This is a genomic window from Thalassotalea crassostreae (genome assembly GCF_001831495.1).
Taxonomy (GTDB): domain Bacteria; phylum Pseudomonadota; class Gammaproteobacteria; order Enterobacterales; family Alteromonadaceae; genus Thalassotalea_A; species Thalassotalea_A crassostreae.
This window is the reverse complement of sequence record NZ_CP017689.1, coordinates 3,682,816-3,700,384: the sequence shown is the minus strand read 5'-3', so window position 1 is coordinate 3,700,384 and position 17,569 is coordinate 3,682,816. Positions and strand designations below refer to the sequence as shown.

Below are 17,569 nucleotides of genomic sequence, written 5' to 3'. Positions count from 1 at the left end.
ATATTAGCCGCTATAAAGGCATTAGCACTGAATAGTCTATATCTAGCACAACATCACTGTGATAGCTTTTACGTCCTGCTGTTTCCGTATAAAGCGAATCCATATTGCTTGGTTGATTATTTTTTATGCCGAGCAGGTTTATCCTTACTTTTGCCAAACCTTGGTCTTGCAAGGTCAAATCGATGTCAGTGATAGTGGACTGTGCATATATGGTATCGCCGACAAAACTTGGATTACAATGACTACCGCCATGAATCGCAGTAAGCCATAAGGCATTGCCAAAGCCGTTGTAACTCAATGCACGACACAGTGAAATAATATGGCCACCATAAACTAATCGCTTACCGTGTTTGGAATCGTTCATCATATGCTGATCAAAGTGAACACGAGCATTGTTTTGATACATGCGTGTAGCCATTGAATGATCGGAATCATTAATGGTTATGCCATCACGATGAAACATGGTGTCGCCGACGTTAAAATCTCTGGCCGTGCGTTGATTATCACTAAACCAAGGTTGCCAGCCTTGAATATCAAGTTGTTCTGGTTTGTGCTGTTGTTCAATAGCAACAGCGGCGGCAAGTTCAGGCAATTGATTGATGCCGGTCACCGCAGCGCCTTTCGCTTTGTGCACCATCACCCAACGCTTAAAACTTAATACCGGTTGATTACGCTGATTTGTCGCCGTTGACTTGACATAAACGACACCGGTTTTACCGTTTGAATTTTCCTTTAATCCGATTACTTCACTTGTCACCGCAATGGTGTCTTGAGCAAATACTGGACGGGTAAATACAACTTCGGCGTAGCCTAAATTAGCAACGGCATTGAGCGATACATCGTTGACGGTTTTGCCAAAGGCGATGTGAAATAATAAAAAATTATCAATTGGCATTTTGTTAAAGCCAGCGGCGCTGGCAACAGTTTGCGCACAATGTAATGAAAACCTTGAGCCAGTGAGTGCAATATATAAAATACTGTCTGCTTCAGTGATGGTTCTTGGTACACCATGTTGCAAGGTTTCACCGATGATAAAGTCATCGAAAAACTTTCCTGCTGGAGTTGCAAGTAATGTCATATGTAGTCGCCTATTATTTTTCTATACCAATAAGTTCACTTTGACCAAATTCATTTACTTTGTCATACAAACATATCACTCGTATTGCCCATTGTTCAAGGCAAGGCTCTATTAGCCTATCGTCGATAACAGCAACACTTTGTCCCTCGTTTTTAGCTTGCTCCATTGCTTTGATGATTGCTTTCGCTCTGCGAACGTCCTCACCTTTAGGTGTTAATGCATCATTAGTATAGGTCAATTGAATTGGGTGGATAACGGCTTTACCGTCAAATCCTAAATCACGCGCTTGTCGACAGCTGTATTCACAAGCTTGTACATCTTTTAGGTCAAAGTGAGGGCCGTCGATAATGTTTTTATGATAGGCTCGGGCGGTTAAAATGCACATAGATAGGTAGGTCAAAAGTCCTTGTCTATCTAAGGTGTTATTAATCCTTAAGCTATTCGCTAAATCGGTTGTGCCCATAATTATTGTCGTTAAGCGGTCAGAGCAGGCAGCGATTTCTTCACTTCGCAATACCCCTAATGGCGATTCGATATTGACCATGATGGTTTTGTCGCTGCCGCCAAATTTATCGAGCATAGCAATGGCTTGTTGCACTTGCTCGGCACTCTCAATGTTTGGAAACAATACCGCGTCGATGTCTAATTGGGCGATAGCCTGTAAATCTTCTTCACCCCACGGCGAGTTCAATTTATTCACTCTTACGATACGTTCTGAATAACCAAAATCGCTGTTTTGTAGTTGTTCAACTAACAGCTCGCGAGCATGCTTTTTACGAGCTGGCGGCACTGATTCTTGCAAGTCGAAAATAATGCAGTCGGCAAACAAGTTTCGTGATTTGTCAATGTAACGGGTTTTATGTGCAGGTACATACAATGCACTGCGTCTTGGTCGATAGTTGTTGTCTGTATTGCAGTTCATCATTATGCTCCTGAAGTCTCTAATTGCTTTTCATTGAGTTGTTTCAGCATTTCTTTTCGTAATACTTTGCCATTTTTAGTGCGTGGAAATTGATGGTAAAAGTGCACGATTTTAGGTGCCTTGTACTTAGCTAAATGTTTATTACCAAATTCAAGCATTTGCTGCTCGGTCATGGTCGAATTTTCCGTTAGGATTATGCATGCGCTCACTAAAACTTTGTCCTTACCAAGCTCCTCACCTAAGGCAACGCAATCGGCGACGTCGGGATGGGTTTTTAACACCCGCTCAATTTCATGGGGTGATACACGGTAGCCAAAGGTATTGATAATGTCGTCTTTACGGCCAACAAACCAAATATAACCATCGCTGTCGGTTTTGGCGTAATCGCCGGTAAAGAAATAGCCGTTGTGACGAGCTTTAGCGGTTTCTTCTGGCAGCTGCCAATATTCTAAAAATAATCCAGGGTCAGTGTCTTTGATAGCAATCATACCTTCAGTGCCATCGTTAACCGGGTTGTTTTCTTCGTCCAGTAAATGTACTTCATGACCAGGTTGAATAAAGCCGGCCGCACCAGGACGAATAGGTTGCTGTTTGTTTTGCGAGATATAGTAAGAAAATTCTGACATCCCAATCGCTTCATAAACATCCATTGAAAAACGTTGGCGCCATGCTAAAAGCATCTCGTCTGATAAGTGCTCCCCGGCACTCATACAGTGTCGAAGTGACGGTACGTCTTGGGCTGAAAATTCAGTTTTTTGAATGATTTGACGGTAGATTGTTGGTACGCCGATAAAAATCGTACAGTCATGTTTTTTGATTAGCTTAGGCCAAGTACTGGCATCATTTTGACCCTCATGAACAATCACTGTATGGCCATGAAATAATGGGTCCATTAGTGCCGAACCTAAAACATAAGTCCAGTTAAACTTGCCCGAATGCATAATCCGATCGTTGGGCTTAAAATCAAACCAAAAGCGACTTGCAGGTAAACGCCCAATCAAAGAACGATGCGCATGCAGCACGCCTTTAGGGTAACCAGTTGTACCTGATGTATAGACTAAATATGCTGGATCGTTGACTGAGTTGTCGGCAATAAAATTATTGTCGCTGGCGTTATCTAATAATTGCTGCAAATCGAGAACCTTAATATTGCCACTCGGTAAGTTCTCTGGCATTGACTCATTTCCGGCTAACAAAATCGTCGTTAGCTGAGTATCTTTTTCGATAATATTGCTTAGTTCTGACCACATTGATTTTGCCGTGATCAATATTTTGGCGCCTGAATCCTTAGCCAAATATGCAACTTCTGGAGCTGATAATAAAGTGGATGTTGGCACTGCAATCGCGCCTTGTTTCAAACAACCAAAAAAGCTTACCGGATATTCAGTGGCGTTAGGTAAACGAATCAATACACGATCGCCGCCTTGCAAGCCAAGATCGTTAAATATTGACACTAGACGACCACTTAATTGGTCGAGTTTTTGATAACTTAGCTCACTACTGCCTTTACTATCGTCTTCGATAACCATGGCAATGTTATTGCCGTTACCTTGTTCGACATGCTGAGTTACACAGGCATAAGCGATGTTAAATTTTTCAGGAATAGTCCATGCCCATCCTGATTCAGTTTGGTTTAGTAAATCTTCAAATTTAATCATTAGATACGTCCATAAGGCCAGTTTTCACGAATTACAGTAATAGGAAGCATTTTTAAAACATCCATGGCAAATTGCTTGTCTTGCTCTGACAAAGACTTCAGTGCATAAGCGCGAAGTAGTGTTTGTAGGGCTTTACCAAACATCGGTGGATCAAGCATTTCGCCTTCAAATTTAATCGCACCACCAAGCAGAGCGTCAGCATCGATTGCGGCTTTTAGAATTTTTACATTACGTTGAATTTGATTAGGCGATGGCGTAAATGCCACCTTACACAGATGGATATGGTATGGGTGTATCAACTGTTTTCCTGTTAAGCCCATTTGTGTTTCAACAATTGCGTGGCCATGGACAACATGTGATTCGTGGTCACCATGAAGGTCCAACCAGCGGCGCACATCGTCTGGTTCAATAAACTTTTCTGGCATTGGGTTATCGTTGATTAATACTTCAACACCGCCGATAACCCCTTTACCGGCGATTCTTGCTTCTAGCAATAAAGTACGTAGATAGGTCAATAACTCATCTATCCAACCCTCGGGAGTTAAATGAATAGCCATGGCTTTTGAAAAATCATGGATACCAAATACGACATGCTTTACTGCCGGAAAGGCCATTAATTCTGAGGCAATTTTTAAACTGCGAGGGTGTTCAATGATTGGCTGAATTTCAATGTCTGGATTTACGCCAATTAACCAGGCTGATAAGTCCCTAATCTCCGCTGCGCCGTATAACTCCCCGGCTTTTGCTAAAACGATAACATCGATATGCTCGGCCACTTTCATGATCATTTCTAAATCTTTTTCATACTCATCGGTGCGAAACGGATTAATGCGTAAAGCAATTTGAAAGTCACGGTCGGGAAATTTTGGTAACTCATTAAGCAGTAATTCACGACTCATCGCTTTTTTACTACAGCCATCTTCTAAATCGAATAACAAGGTATGTGCTTGGCACTGATGTGCATGTTTGCGCATTCTGTCTGTTGCTTGCTCAAGAGTTTCGTATGCACCATCTTTAGGCGAATATTTGACAGGAGGGTAATACAATTGAATGCCTGGCCAAAAGCCTCCAAGTACATCTTGTTCGTTTACCTGTTCTAAGAACTCACTATGATAGTTCATCGATAACTCCTTCAATTCTAATTGTGATTATGGTTGTTGTTACATACGTCCAGTGTTGGGTTTGTTGTTTTTAGTGAAAGCTTTCAATTAAACTTACACAATTAGAGTAAATAGTTCAAACTATTGTTTGAAATTTATTTTAAATGTCGTTAACCTAGGTATAACAAATTATTAACAACGGCCTTGTCGCCTTAGTTACTCATATGGCTTTCTTATGTGGGGCAAGCGTATACTCTATAGGTATAAACAATATTAATGAGCTTGTAACTAGCACTTTAGTTGTAATTTTGGCTTTAGAAGTTGACTTAGTTATTGTTCAAGGGTACTTATTTAAGTAATAGAAATTGAAATAAAATTACACTTTTAATCAAACTATCGGAGAAAACCATGACTGCAAATGTTCATCCAAATGACGCTCTATTTGATGCGGAAAAGCCATTTCCAATTATTCCTAGCTGTGAACATTTCGCGGGCTCTGAAAAGCTAATTCTCAAAGCAATGCAGATGCAAAGAGATTTAGGTCCGATTTTTGATATTACCTGTGATTGTGAAGATGGTGCCGCCGCAGGTTCTGAAAAAGAACATGCTGAAATGGTCGCTCGCATTATTGGTAGTGCTGACAACGAATTAAATATGATGGGTGTACGTATTCACGATTATACCCATGACCACTGGCAAAAAGATGTTGATATTCTAATTCCTTCCTGTGGTGAAAAACTCGCTTATATTACCTTGCCAAAACCAACTAAGGCTCAGCAAATAAAAGACATGGTTGAGTATATTCAACAAAGTTGTAAGGCAAATAATATCAACCGAGAGATTCCAATTCATGTGTTAATTGAAACTCACGGTGCACTACATGAAATTTGGGACATTGCCGCAACACCATGGGTGCAATTACTTGATTTTGGCATGATGGATTTCGTTTCAGGTCACAATGGCGCAATTCCTGCGGCATGTATGCGCAGTCCAGGTCAATTTGACCACCCATTATTAGCTCGTGCAAAAACTGAATTAGTTGCTGCGGCGCTTGCCAATGGTGTTGTACCTGCTCACAACGTAACCCTTGATTTGAAAAATGTTGAGCAAGCACGCGATGATGCAAAACGAGCAAGAAATGAATTTGGTTTCTTGCGTATGTGGAGTATTTATCCGACTCAAATTACTGCCATTGTTGATGCGATGAAGCCGAATTATGAAGAGGTAGAAGACGCGCAAGATATCTTACTCGCAGCGCAAGCAAATAGTTGGGGACCAATTCAGCACAAAGGTGAATTGCATGACCGCGCAACTTATCGTTATTTTTGGCAGTTATTACAACGTGCCCATGTAACGGGAATCGACATTAGTGAACAAGCTAAATCTGCGTTCTTTTAATTAAACTAGCTTAGTCAGACTACCGTAATTAGACGATATAAAGCCCACTGATGTTCGTGGGTTTTTTGTTATGTATGATTTACTAAAAGTAAAGTTTATTTGACATTGTGTTTTCTTGCTGTATTATCCTTTTATTAAAAGTAAAGCTTGTTTTACTTTTTGTATAGGAGTATATACTAATGATTACACAAGAAAATAATGATTGGCAGCAAGAAAACATAAAGAATACCGTACAGGTTGCCATTTGGACTGTCGTTTGGTTAATTTCAACAGCGCTCGTTGCGTTTGGTCCGAAATTTATTTGGGACTTCGAAACTTCAATTTCTGTAATTGCTTTAATCTTGCACATAGCGGCAGGCATTAAAATGGTATTGGTGACGCGCAGACAAATCCTCAGCCTTGATGAATTGATGCAAAAAATTCAACTTAATGCCATGGCGTTATCTTTGGGGGTTGGTTTAATTGCCGGTACTTCGTACGAGATGTTAGAGGATATTCGCTTAATTACTTATGAACCGGAAATCTCACACCTGATTATGGTGATGGCCGTTGCCTATATGGTCGGAATCATAATGGGTAAAAGGAAGTATCTATGAAGAATCGACTGAAAGTTTTAAGAGCTGAATGCGATTTGACGCAGGCAGATTTAGCGTTGGCTCTGGATGTTTCTAGGCAAACCATCAATGCCATTGAAAAAGGTAAATATGATCCAAGTTTGCCTTTGGCTTTTAAAGTAGCGCGTTTGTTCGAACTAACAATAGAAGATATTTTTCAAGAAGAATAAATGAAGCTTGGTCAGCAATAGAGATAAGAATAGAAATTACACGAGAAATAAATGTACCCATTAGAATATATTGAACCGGTATTTCGACCGCCATCGGAATGGAAAAGTTTGATTTTGCAAGTCACCAATGGCTGTTCTTGGAATCGCTGCACATTTTGCGATATGTATACCAATGACAACAAAAAATTTAGACCGAAAAAACTTGAGCAAATAGAGCAAGAGTTAATTCAAATTAAACAATCAAGCTTACCTGTTCATCGAGTATTCCTCGCTGACGGTGATGCGATGATGTTACCGTTCAATCGGCTGAAAGATATTCTTTTATTGATCAGGCAGTATTTTCCCGATGTTGGCAGAATCTCTAGTTATTGCTTGCCAAGAAACTTAAATAATAAAACCGTAGAACAACTTTCTCAATTGAAAGGTTTAGGTCTAAGTTTAATGTATGTTGGTTGTGAAAGTGGTGACGATGAAGTGCTTGAGCTAATCGAAAAAGGTGAAACTTTTGACAGCTCATTGCAAGCACTAAACAAAATCAAACAGGCCGGAATGAAATCGTCAGTGATGATTCTAAATGGTTTAGGCGGTCCAGAGTATTCAAAGCAACATGCGATTAATTCAGCTAAGCTTATGAACGCAGCGCAGCCCGACTACCTGTCAACATTAGTGGTTTCTTTTCCATTGGGAGAGCAACGCTTTGCCGAAAACTTTAATGGTAAGTTCAGGCAGTTAAGTCAAAATGAATTGTTTGCTGAAATGGCGCTGTTATTAAAGGCGCTGGAACTTAACAAGACCATATTTCGCAGCGACCATGCCTCGAATTACCTAGTATTAAAGGGAGTTTTAGGTAAAGATAAAGAGCGCTTGGTAAATCAAATTGATATGGCGCTTAATCATCCCGATGCTGTTCATCTTAGAAAAGAATGGCAACGTGGACTATAGCTAACACAACCCGAATTAAACTAATACACATTGACGAGAAATTATGACTACTACTCCGGTTACACACAAAGGTTTTGCTCTAAATCTCATCGATGATTTAAACGCCCCACTATCCGATCGTATTGAACTTATCGATAAAGAGTTGCCAGCGTTAAAATCGGGTCAAGTATTGGTTAAAATGTTGGCAGCCCCAGTTAATCCATCCGATTTGGTTTATTTGATGGGCAAATATGGCTTACCGCCAGTCAATGGCAGTTTTGTTGGCTTTGAAGGTTGTGGTCTGGTGATAGATGCTAATGCAGGCTTATATGGAAAGTGGCTAAAGGGAAAGCGCGTAGCACTGTCAGCACAACCAGGAAAAGACGGTGTATGGGCTGAATATGCGGTTACCAAAGCAAATTTTTGCTTGCCGGTTCGCGATGATATCAGCGATGTTCAAGCCTCTACGATAATTGTTAACCCATGTACTTCGGTATGTTTAATTGAACGTGCAATAGAGCTTGGTGCAAAAGCCGTTGTTATTAATGCCGCGGCAAGCCAAGTAGGTAAAGGTGCGATTCGTTATGCCAAAATAAAAGGCATTAAGACGATTGCTACGGTACGATCAGAAGCTAATGTTGAAGTATTAACCAAGCTTGGAGCAGATAAAGTTTTATTGACCACAGCTGAAGACTTTAAAGCGCAGCTTAAAAGCGCTAGTAGCGAATTGAAAGCGACCGTTCTTTTAGATGCAGTTGCCGACATTGATACACCGACAACAATGTCGTGTATGCCGCCTAAATCTACCGCCATTGTTTATGGTCGACTCACTGAAACCCATGATCCCATTGGTGGGCAATTTTCAGTGGCCGATGTAATTTTTAAACAGCATAAAATAGAAGGCTTCTGGCTAGCAACCTACATTGGCAATGCAAAACCTTGGCAAGTACTAGGATTAAGCCGTAAAGTGCAAAAACTATTTAGTGAGGGTATATTTCAAACCGATATTTATGGAGAATTTAATTTTTCAGATTTTCCTGAAGCGTTAGAACACTATGCTGATCATAAGAGTGACGGTAAGGTAATACTCGTCCCTTAGCTTAAAATACTGGTGTCAGAGTCCACTAAATATTATTTTTTCAATAAAAAGCCAACGAATTGCAGTGAGTTCGTTGGCTTTTGCACATTTAATCCGGCAATAACTTTATTTACTTCGACCTAACCAAGCGATTGAAAATGATAACGCAAACGGCACTAACCGTTCCAAATAATCCCCCGGTGGTGACGGGAATAAACTTAAAATCACTGACAAGCTAAAACCAACAACGATAGCCGCAAAGGCATGTTTCCCATTAACTGATTTACTCACTAATTTAACAATTAACAGCGGGCCAAATGCTGCCCCTAATGCATTCCAAGCAAATAATACCCGAGAGAAAATATCTTCCGGTGCATAGAGTGCCAATAACATTGAAATAATACAAATCGCCACTACGGTCAGGCGCGAATAGTTTAAACTTTTTTTGTCGTCTTTTTTGTCGAGTAAATCATAAGACATCGCCGATGCAGAAACCAATAATTGGCTATCGGCGGTAGACATAATCGCCGACAAAATAGCGGCAATGATCACACCAGCAACAACCGGTGGGAACAGTTGATTGGTAACGGCCAGTAAAGCCTGTTCTTTATCGACCAATTCAGTTAATAAAACTTTGGCACACCAGCCGACTATCATCATGCCAACAATCACGATGGCGGCCCAACCGATGGCAATGATTTTTGCTTGTCTTACCGACTTCTCGTCTCGCAGCGCCATCATTCGATTCACTACATGCGGCTGTCCCGGCTGAGCTATACCTATACCCATCAATCCCACTACAAAAGCGATAGCGACAAGGCCAGAATGCGGGCCAGTAATTTGCATTTGTGTAACATCAAATACTTGCTGCATTTGCTCAAACAGATTAGCAAAACCACCAACAGCAATAAGCCCTGCTACTGGCAATACCAGTGACGCCAGAGCCATCAGTAAACCTTGTAATGTATCGGTAATACTCACCGCCCAAAAACCGCCTAACAAGGTATAAATTAAGATAATCGTGGTACCCATCACAATACTGCTGGTCATCGAAACATTGAAGGTAGAAGCAAAGGTTGTGCCCGCCGCCTGAAATTGCGCTGCCACATAGAAGGTAAAGCAAAATACGATACAAAATGAACAGAACCAAATAATTGGTTTTTTAAATGAACCACTGTTATTTGCTAATACATCGGTAAGAGTTACCGCGTTTTCAGTTTTGGCTTTTTGTTGAATTCGAGGCGCAATCCAAACCCAGTTAATTATATAACCACCGAGTACAGCAGGAACCAACCATATTGCCGATAAACCCATAGCATAAGCAGCGCCTGATACGCCAAGTAATGTCCAGGCAGATGATGCAGAAGCAGCAGAGCTAATGGCAGCAACCCAAGGCCCTAAACCACGGCCACCAATAAAGTAGTCTTCTGTAGAGCTTGTTTTTTTATTGGCATAAAAACCTATGCCAATTAAAACAATTTTATAAACGATAAGGGTAACAAGAACGGTAGTGGTGTAATCCATAGTGCTTTTTATTTTTAGTATTGGAACAGGTTACAGGATAACAATTTAATTGTTTAAATACATCAAGGTTTTGCTTTGCTTGTTAGTTTTAGCCATTAAAAAAGCACCAACAAGTGGTGCTTTATATGTTTATATAACAAGCTATATTATCTGCTAAATTTTCTTGAAGCTAAGCCTAAGATACCTAGTGCAAAAATAACTAAAGTTGAAGGTTCTGGAACGCTTGCTTGGTTTAAGGCACCAATTTGAATGGTGATAAATTCGCCAGACACTGCATCGGTCACTGTGTATGAGCCTGAATTTAAGCCTAATACTTCAAAGTTATAACCTTTGGCAATCCAGTTGTGATCGGCTGACCAAATATCACCTTCTAGATCATCTTCACGAATACCTAAGCCGGGTAAAGCCACTGAAGGCGCTGCCCATATAAATGTAGCAAATGGTTTGGTTCCACTTACCACATCAAAGTCCATAAAGTTATATGACCAAAAGGTTTCTGTCCAAGGACTCGCTGCTCCTTGCCAAGCTGAATAGTCAGTACCCGCACTAAAACCAAAAGAAATGTCTATTTCGCCATAATTAGTACTACCAAGAAAGTCATAAGTACCACTTTCGATACCAGTATATCCCCAGGGAGAAGTGTTTCCTTCTACTAAGCCACTAGTGTCTATAGAGCCTGAAGAGGTCATGGTGACATTGTTATCAACTTCTTCAAAACTAAAGATTAACCCGGCATTAGCAACATTACTTATCGATAAAATCAATGCAGCAATCGTTGCTTTTAAATACGTTAAATTCATTTAATTACCTTAATATTTTATTCTTTAAACTTCTTGTTTTTTATATATTTACGTAATTCCTTCTATATATTGGCCAAGCAAGAATTATTCCATCATAAAAAATGAAGTATATTCAATGAGTTATGGTCTGGAGGCAGTAAAGTTATTCTGAACTGTAAAAAAATCTGACGCTTTTTTGCTAGATTATCTGTATCTAAATTATTGAAAGTGATAGAAAAGAACAAAAGATAAAATAAGTAATTGTAAGAATCAATCGCGAGACTAACGGGATAGGTCTATAGTTTTATAAGCAATTTTAATTTAAAGATGATCAAGAGAAATATTAAATGAAACATAGAGTCGATGTAATGATTTCGGAGCAAGATGTTGCTGAGAGAGTGCAAGCCCTAGGGAAAGAAATTAGTGAGCATTATAAAGATAGTAATAACCTAGTAATGGTTGGTTTGTTGCGTGGTTCATTTGTGTTTATGGCTGATTTAGCGCGCGCTATTGCAGTCAATCACACGGTCGATTTTATGACTGCATCAAGTTATGGCAATGCTATGGAAAGCTCTCGTGATGTTAAAATTAAAAAAGACTTAGATGATTGTATTGAAGGCAAGGATGTTCTTTTAGTAGAAGATATTATTGATACTGGCAATACCTTAAACAAAGTAGTAGAAATTTTAAAGCTGCGCGGACCTAATTCAATTGAAATTTGTACGTTATTAGACAAGCCATCGCGTCGTGAAGTAAACGTTGATTGCAAATGGATTGGTTTCGAAATTCCCGATGAATTTGTTGTTGGTGTGGGCATTGATTACGCGCAAAAATATCGTCATTTACCGTACATTGGCAAAGTAATACCGCTTGAGTAAGTGAATTTTTGTAAAGCCCAAGTTATTGTCAAAAATAGCTTAACGTATAGATGCCAACATATAATTGTTTGACTATATAAAATACCCCTACCTTTACAAAATATGCAATAAAGTAGGGGTATAAAGTTAATATGTAAAATTAATTGCTTACTGTAATTTCGAGAGTTGCAGTTACTGCAGGATTGATACCATCACTTACGCTAACTGTGAAGCTATTTAAACCTCTGTTAGAACGAGTTGGTGTACCGCTCAATGCTCCCGTTTCACTTACATTTAACCAATCTGGACCTGAAACTTTACTGTAAGTTAGGGGATCGTCGTCAACATCGGTAGCCGATGTAGCAATAGAGTCATTATAAGATCGATTTTTCTTTATACTAGATGCTGTAAAAGGGTCGCTGTAAAAGGTCGGGGCAGTATTAGCTGCAGCTACGGTTACTGTCATGGTAGCCTCTACAGGGGCATTTATTCCATCGGTTACACTTAGAACAAACACATTATCACCAACATCATTAAGTGTCGGCGTGCCTGAAACTTTACCATTGGCTTCAACAGTTAACCAACTTGGTCCTGAAACTAAAGCAAATGTTAGCGGATCATTTTCTGTATCGGTAATGCGCCATTCTTGATGTTGTACGAAAAGTTCGCCGCTCACAATACCGCTATAGCTAAAGCTATTTTTATTCCAAACTGGAGCGTTATTTGGTGCATCAGTGCTTATTGTTACTACAGTTGAGCTTGCAGACTCATTCCAAGAACGATCTTTTGCAGTAATATAATAATCGTATTTATCGCCTATTGTAATCTCGCTATCTGTATAGTTATTACTATACACAGCTTGTGCATGTTGACTAAATACCTCACCATTTACAGAGCGATAAACATTGTATTCTTGAAAAGCATCATCGTTATGAGCGTCCCACGATAATTCTATAATATTATCTACTAAATTAGCATTAACTCCAGTAACAATGCTCGGCGCTAGAGTATCTTTAACAACTTTGAAGTATTCATTACCGATAGTAAATTCACCAGTATAGACCTCATAACCTGCAGAAAGTGATTTGACCCATAAATCTGACGCTGCGATTTTTTCATCTGCTAGAGCCCTTTCTTCGGCAGGTATATCGATGTAATCAATGTATTCAGCGCTCGCATCAATGAATGCTTTTAATGGGTGGTCTAAGTACGGTGCTACGTTATTATTGTCGATTGGGATATATTTGATATGAACTTTGTCGTTTTTATGTGCTTGGCTTGCTTTAGAACCTTCAGGGTCATAGTTGAAAAATTTGTATCGTACAGCCCACTCATAATTAATGCCGTCAATATTTAAAGTAAAAGGTTTTATGCTGCCATCAGGATTTCGGGCAAACCAATAGTAAAAAGTATTCTCTGCCTTAACTTTATCTGTTAATGCATCTTGCTCATACCTCTCCAGTTGAATCACAATATCAAAATCACGATTATCAGAAACAGGCTCAATTAGTGCCGGACCGTTATCAAAAATTACATTAATGGTCGCCCACCATTTATCGTCAGCATCGAGAGCATCTATTTGAAAAGTTTTCCACTGTATACGGAATGAGTCATCTAGATTAGTAATTAATTCGGGCATACCTGTTAAATAGTAATCACTTGGATTCCAGTTACCACCAGTTTTGAAACCACCCACCGTGCCTTGCACGTAAGCATCCATACCACTGCCACCGGGATCAAGATAGTCAATTGAAAAAGCAGCACCTTTCGCTTCTACTTGACTTGGTTCATAGGACATATCACTGCCATCATCAAAGAGGTTGTTACTAAGTAAATAGTGGCTTTCTTTTATTTCGGTGTTTGCTTGGGTAACAGTTTCGGCTAAAGCTGTAGAGCTTATTGCCAGCGTAAGCGCAGAGCAAAACGTTTTAAGCTTATTGTATTTTTTCATTTGTTTCTCTTATCGTTATTTTTGTAGAGAAAGTCCATTTAGCTTTTATTTAGGAGCGATAGTTAGTCATTAATCATCACATTAACAAGTTAAAAGTACTTGTTGAAAATTAAATTTAAGTGTGGATGATTACGTTGTCAATGTTTTTAAATAAAAAACAGGATCGAATTCTAGTAGTTGTTTTTAGAATAAACCTCGTTAAGCTATGTTTTGCCTGGAGTTGGCGGATTTGGTAATCACATTGGCAAATTATCACTTTCATTTTAGCGAGCTAAACAAAACAATTTATGATTACGTTATCAAATTGGACGTAATGATAAAAATAATTAGTTAAGATGGGGAATATTCATTGATTGTTAATGCCTGTGCGGCTCTATAATAATGAAATACAGTTTCTGCTGAAAACAATAAACACTTGTATGGATAATAAACCCATATCTTTTATTAATTATTTTTAATTTTCGGTAAAGTGAGACCCAGGCTTTAGCTGCAACTAAAGCCCTTCTTTGTCGTAGTTCGATTGAACGAAGGCTCCTCTGTTGAGAGACCGATAACAAGAACGAACGCGACGAAGAACTCCAAGCATTACACTCGAATAGTCTACTGGGTCTCGAACCCGCATTATGCAAGTAAGGGTTAGCTTATTATGAAAGCACATACAAATCAAAACATTAACGTTGGTGTTGATACAGGAAAATATCAGCTCGACATTTATATTCGTCCATTGGACATTTATTTCACCGTAGCAAACGATAAAAAAGGCATTAAGGAAGCCGTTAAAATCATCAAAAAGCACAAACCTGAACGTATTGTTATTGAAGCAACTGGACGGCTTGAAATGCCATTTATCATCGCCTGTGCTAACGCAGGTTTACCATTCACTATCGCAAACCCTATCCATATAAAAAGGTTTGCAGGTGCCATTGGTCAGCGCGCTAAAACAGATAAACTTGATGCACAATTAATTGCCCACTATAGCGAAGCAATTAAACCATCATTGTCCAAACTTAAACCAGACACCATGCAAGCTATGAGCGATTTAGTCACCCGCCGTAACCAATTATTAAATATGCAAACCATGGAAAAGAATCGACTACAAATTATGCCCAAAGAATTGGCTATGACAATCAAACCAGTGCTTACTTTATTCAAAAATCAGATAATAAAAATTGAAGAAAAAATCGTTAAACTCATTGAAAGTTGCCCAGAATATCAAGCGAAAAATATGATACTTCAAAGCATGACAGGCATTGGCAAAATTGCAGCGGCATCAATCATCAGTAATTTGCCTGAATTAGGCTATATCAACAGTAAGCAAGCTAGCGCATTAATTGGTGTTGCGCCTATGAACCGAGAAAGTGGTCGGTATAAGGGACATCGAAAAATACAAGGAGGCCGCCCTCAAGTGCGAACAGTTTTATACATGGCAATGATGTCTGCAATGCAATCAAATCCAGTTTTTAAAGCAACATATCAGCGATTATTAGAGGCAGGAAAACCTAAAAAAGTCGCTATTATTGCCTGCATTAGGAAGATGATTGTGATCTTAAATTCAATGCTTAGAGATGGTGTTATGTGGGAGGCGCCAAAAGTATGAAATTAGTTATTGACGCCATAGTCTCTTGTTAGCAGTAGACTATCTAAAAAGTATATATCTAATATTTAAACTAATATATTTCCGCGGCAACGATTGAGATTTCTACTAATAATTCTTCGCGTGCCATGCTTGCTTCAACGCATGCCCTTGCTGGTGCAAATCCATCCGGTATCCATGCATCCCAAACTTCGTTCATTGCTTTAAAGTCTTTCATGGTTTTTATGTATATTGTCGCGGACAAAATATTCTTGCGATTGCTACCAGCTTTTACTAATAAATCGTCGACTTTTTCAAGCATTGTTTGTGTTTGTTCGGTTATACCTTTTTCAGCATCTGCACAAACCTGACCACACAAATAGATGGTACCATTGTGTTTTACAATGCGACTCATGCGCTGTTTAGTTTCAAATCGTTCAATCATAAAAATTATTGCTCTTTGCTGGTGTGTTTTTTAAGTGACTCATCGAGCTGCTTTTTATTGTCGGCTTCTCTGCGCTTTTCTTTTTCACAATATTCATTGTTTTCTAGGTGACGACAATCGCCCATGACAACAACCATATTGTCACCATTATCACTATTGCGTCGATAGTTTTCTTCATCAAGCGCGGTTGGCAATTGCGGCGCAACGTTGATTTCTTTCTTTTCCTGTATAGAAAGGCAACCTGTTAGTGAAAACATGATTAAAACTAGTATGTATTTCATTACACAAACTCCGTCTCTGCTGTAAATAATTGGCGCCTAATAAAAGGCTTGTAAGCCGGTTTGAGCTCGACCTAAGATTAGCGCATGAATGTCATGGGTGCCTTCATATGTATTAACCGTTTCTAGGTTAATCATGTGACGAATTACATGAAACTCATCGGCAATACCGTTACCACCATGCATATCTCGAGCGGTGCGAGCGATATCTAATGCTTTGCCGCAGTTATTTCGTTTGACTAGCGATATCATTGAAGGTTCGAATCGTTTTTCGTCAATTAAACGGCCCACTCGAAGTGATGCTTGCAGACCTAAAGTAATTTCCGTTTGCATATCTGCATATTTCTTTTGAAATAACTGTGTTTGCGCCAATGGTTTGCCAAACTGAGTACGATCTAAACCATATTGACGAGCACGGTGCCAACAGTCTTCCGCAGCGCCCATTGCGCCCCATGAAATGCCGTAACGAGCCATGTTTAAGCAGCTAAATGGGCCTTTTAAGCCGCGAACGTCTGGGAACATGTTCCCTTCTGGCACAAACACGTTATCCATTACAATCTCACCAGTTATCGATGCTTTTAATGACATTTTACCTTCGATTTTAGGTGCAGATAGACCCTTCATGCCTTTTTCTAAAACAAAACCACAAATCTGATTGTCGTGTGCTTCACTCTTTGCCCAAACCACAAAAACATCGGCAATTGGGGAGTTGGTGATCCACATTTTGCTGCCAGTTAATTGATAACCACCAGCGACTTTTTTAGCACGTGTTTTCATACCTGCTGGATCGGAGCCGGCGTCAGGTTCAGTTAAACCAAAACAGCCAATCCATTCACCAGTCGCTAATTTAGGTAGGTACTTTTGCTTTTGAGCGTCACTACCCCAAGTATATATTGGATGCATAACAAGCGATGATTGCACGCTCATTGCACTTCGGTATCCTGAGTCAACGCGTTCCACTTCGCGTGCGACTAAACCATAAGAAACGTAGCCAACACCCGAGCAACCATAACCATCGATTGTCGCACCTAACAAGCCTAACTCGCCAAATTGACGCATGATTTTTGGATCAAAATGCTCATTGCGATTTGCCATTAAAATACCAGGTTGTAATTGTTCCTGACAGAAATCACGAGCCATATCTCGGATCATACGCTCATCTTCGGTTAATTGGTCGTTGAGTAAAAGAATGTCTTCCCAGTTTGACTGCGCTGCGCTCACGG

The 17,569-nt window shown here is 39.6% G+C and carries 17 protein-coding genes; 7 read left to right on the top strand and 10 right to left on the bottom strand.

Annotated features, from left to right (window positions below):
- Positions 1-10: 10 nt before the first annotated feature.
- From LT090_RS15965 to LT090_RS15950, 4 genes are read right to left on the bottom strand one after another with little or no spacing between them, the layout of a single operon-like run.
- The gene (locus LT090_RS15965; RefSeq protein WP_068547433.1) at positions 11-1,078 is read right to left on the bottom strand and encodes a MaoC family dehydratase; all 1,068 of its coding nucleotides are present in this window, start codon (positions 1,076-1,078) and stop codon (positions 11-13) included.
- Between the two features lie 13 nt (positions 1,079-1,091).
- A complete protein-coding gene (locus LT090_RS17085; protein ID WP_068547435.1) occupies positions 1,092-2,003 on the bottom strand; it encodes an HpcH/HpaI aldolase/citrate lyase family protein in 912 nt (303 codons plus the stop codon).
- Positions 2,003-3,658, bottom strand: a complete 1,656-nt coding sequence (locus tag LT090_RS17080) for an acyl-CoA synthetase (RefSeq protein WP_068547437.1) — start codon at positions 3,656-3,658, stop codon at positions 2,003-2,005. The genes LT090_RS17085 and LT090_RS17080 overlap by 1 nt, the downstream gene beginning before the upstream one ends.
- Positions 3,658-4,779 (bottom strand): HpcH/HpaI aldolase/citrate lyase family protein, encoded by a 1,122-nt coding sequence (locus tag LT090_RS15950; RefSeq protein WP_068547439.1) that lies wholly within the window; start codon positions 4,777-4,779, stop codon positions 3,658-3,660. The genes LT090_RS17080 and LT090_RS15950 overlap by 1 nt, the downstream gene beginning before the upstream one ends.
- A 387-nt stretch (positions 4,780-5,166) precedes the next feature.
- Here LT090_RS15950 and LT090_RS15945 point away from each other — a divergent pair, with 387 nt between their 5' ends.
- The 5 genes from LT090_RS15945 to LT090_RS15925 all read left to right on the top strand — a co-directional run bounded on the left by LT090_RS15945 (position 5,167) and on the right by LT090_RS15925 (position 8,960).
- Positions 5,167-6,156 (top strand): HpcH/HpaI aldolase/citrate lyase family protein, encoded by a 990-nt coding sequence (locus LT090_RS15945; RefSeq protein ID WP_068547440.1) that lies wholly within the window; start codon positions 5,167-5,169, stop codon positions 6,154-6,156.
- Between the two features lie 179 nt (positions 6,157-6,335).
- Positions 6,336-6,752, top strand: a complete 417-nt coding sequence (locus LT090_RS15940) for a hypothetical protein (protein WP_068547442.1) — start codon at positions 6,336-6,338, stop codon at positions 6,750-6,752.
- Positions 6,749-6,940: a helix-turn-helix transcriptional regulator gene (locus tag LT090_RS15935; protein ID WP_068547445.1), complete on the top strand. Its 192-nt coding sequence runs from the start codon at positions 6,749-6,751 to the stop codon at positions 6,938-6,940. The genes LT090_RS15940 and LT090_RS15935 overlap by 4 nt, the downstream gene beginning before the upstream one ends.
- A gap of 51 nt (positions 6,941-6,991) precedes the next feature.
- Positions 6,992-7,882, top strand: a complete 891-nt coding sequence (locus tag LT090_RS15930; RefSeq protein ID WP_068547447.1) for a radical SAM protein — start codon at positions 6,992-6,994, stop codon at positions 7,880-7,882.
- A gap of 43 nt (positions 7,883-7,925) precedes the next feature.
- Complete coding sequence (locus LT090_RS15925; protein ID WP_082897245.1) at positions 7,926-8,960, top strand: zinc-binding dehydrogenase; 1,035 nt, start codon at positions 7,926-7,928, stop codon at positions 8,958-8,960.
- Positions 8,961-9,065: 105 nt separating this feature from the next.
- On the opposite strand, the gene LT090_RS15920 is transcribed toward LT090_RS15925, so the two are convergent.
- Together LT090_RS15920 and LT090_RS15915 are read right to left on the bottom strand one after the other, a co-directional pair.
- Positions 9,066-10,463, bottom strand: coding sequence for a sodium/proline symporter (locus LT090_RS15920; protein ID WP_068547449.1), 1,398 nt, complete (start codon positions 10,461-10,463; stop codon positions 9,066-9,068).
- 146 nt (positions 10,464-10,609) lie between these two features.
- A complete protein-coding gene (locus LT090_RS15915) occupies positions 10,610-11,263 on the bottom strand; it encodes a PEP-CTERM sorting domain-containing protein (protein ID WP_068547451.1) in 654 nt (217 codons plus the stop codon).
- Between the two features lie 326 nt (positions 11,264-11,589).
- Here LT090_RS15915 and hpt point away from each other — a divergent pair, with 326 nt between their 5' ends.
- Positions 11,590-12,120: a hypoxanthine phosphoribosyltransferase gene (gene hpt, locus LT090_RS15910; protein WP_068547453.1), complete on the top strand. Its 531-nt coding sequence runs from the start codon at positions 11,590-11,592 to the stop codon at positions 12,118-12,120.
- A 139-nt stretch (positions 12,121-12,259) separates the two neighbouring features.
- Here hpt and LT090_RS15905 read toward each other — a convergent pair whose 3' ends face one another.
- Positions 12,260-14,050, bottom strand: a complete 1,791-nt coding sequence (locus LT090_RS15905) for a putative Ig domain-containing protein (protein ID WP_068547455.1) — start codon at positions 14,048-14,050, stop codon at positions 12,260-12,262.
- A gap of 646 nt (positions 14,051-14,696) precedes the next feature.
- Here LT090_RS15905 and LT090_RS15900 point away from each other — a divergent pair.
- The gene (locus tag LT090_RS15900) at positions 14,697-15,647 is read left to right on the top strand and encodes an IS110 family RNA-guided transposase (RefSeq protein WP_068547901.1); all 951 of its coding nucleotides are present in this window, start codon (positions 14,697-14,699) and stop codon (positions 15,645-15,647) included.
- Between the two features lie 70 nt (positions 15,648-15,717).
- Here the strand turns inward: LT090_RS15900 and LT090_RS15895 are convergent, their stop codons facing one another.
- From LT090_RS15895 to LT090_RS15885, 3 genes are read right to left on the bottom strand one after another with little or no spacing between them, the layout of a single operon-like run.
- Complete coding sequence (locus LT090_RS15895) at positions 15,718-16,068, bottom strand: RidA family protein (protein ID WP_068544512.1); 351 nt, start codon at positions 16,066-16,068, stop codon at positions 15,718-15,720.
- 5 nt (positions 16,069-16,073) lie between these two features.
- Complete coding sequence (locus tag LT090_RS15890; protein WP_068544511.1) at positions 16,074-16,349, bottom strand: hypothetical protein; 276 nt, start codon at positions 16,347-16,349, stop codon at positions 16,074-16,076.
- Between the two features lie 36 nt (positions 16,350-16,385).
- Positions 16,386-17,567, bottom strand: a complete 1,182-nt coding sequence (locus LT090_RS15885) for an acyl-CoA dehydrogenase (RefSeq protein ID WP_068544510.1) — start codon at positions 17,565-17,567, stop codon at positions 16,386-16,388.
- Positions 17,568-17,569: the final 2 nt, after the last annotated feature.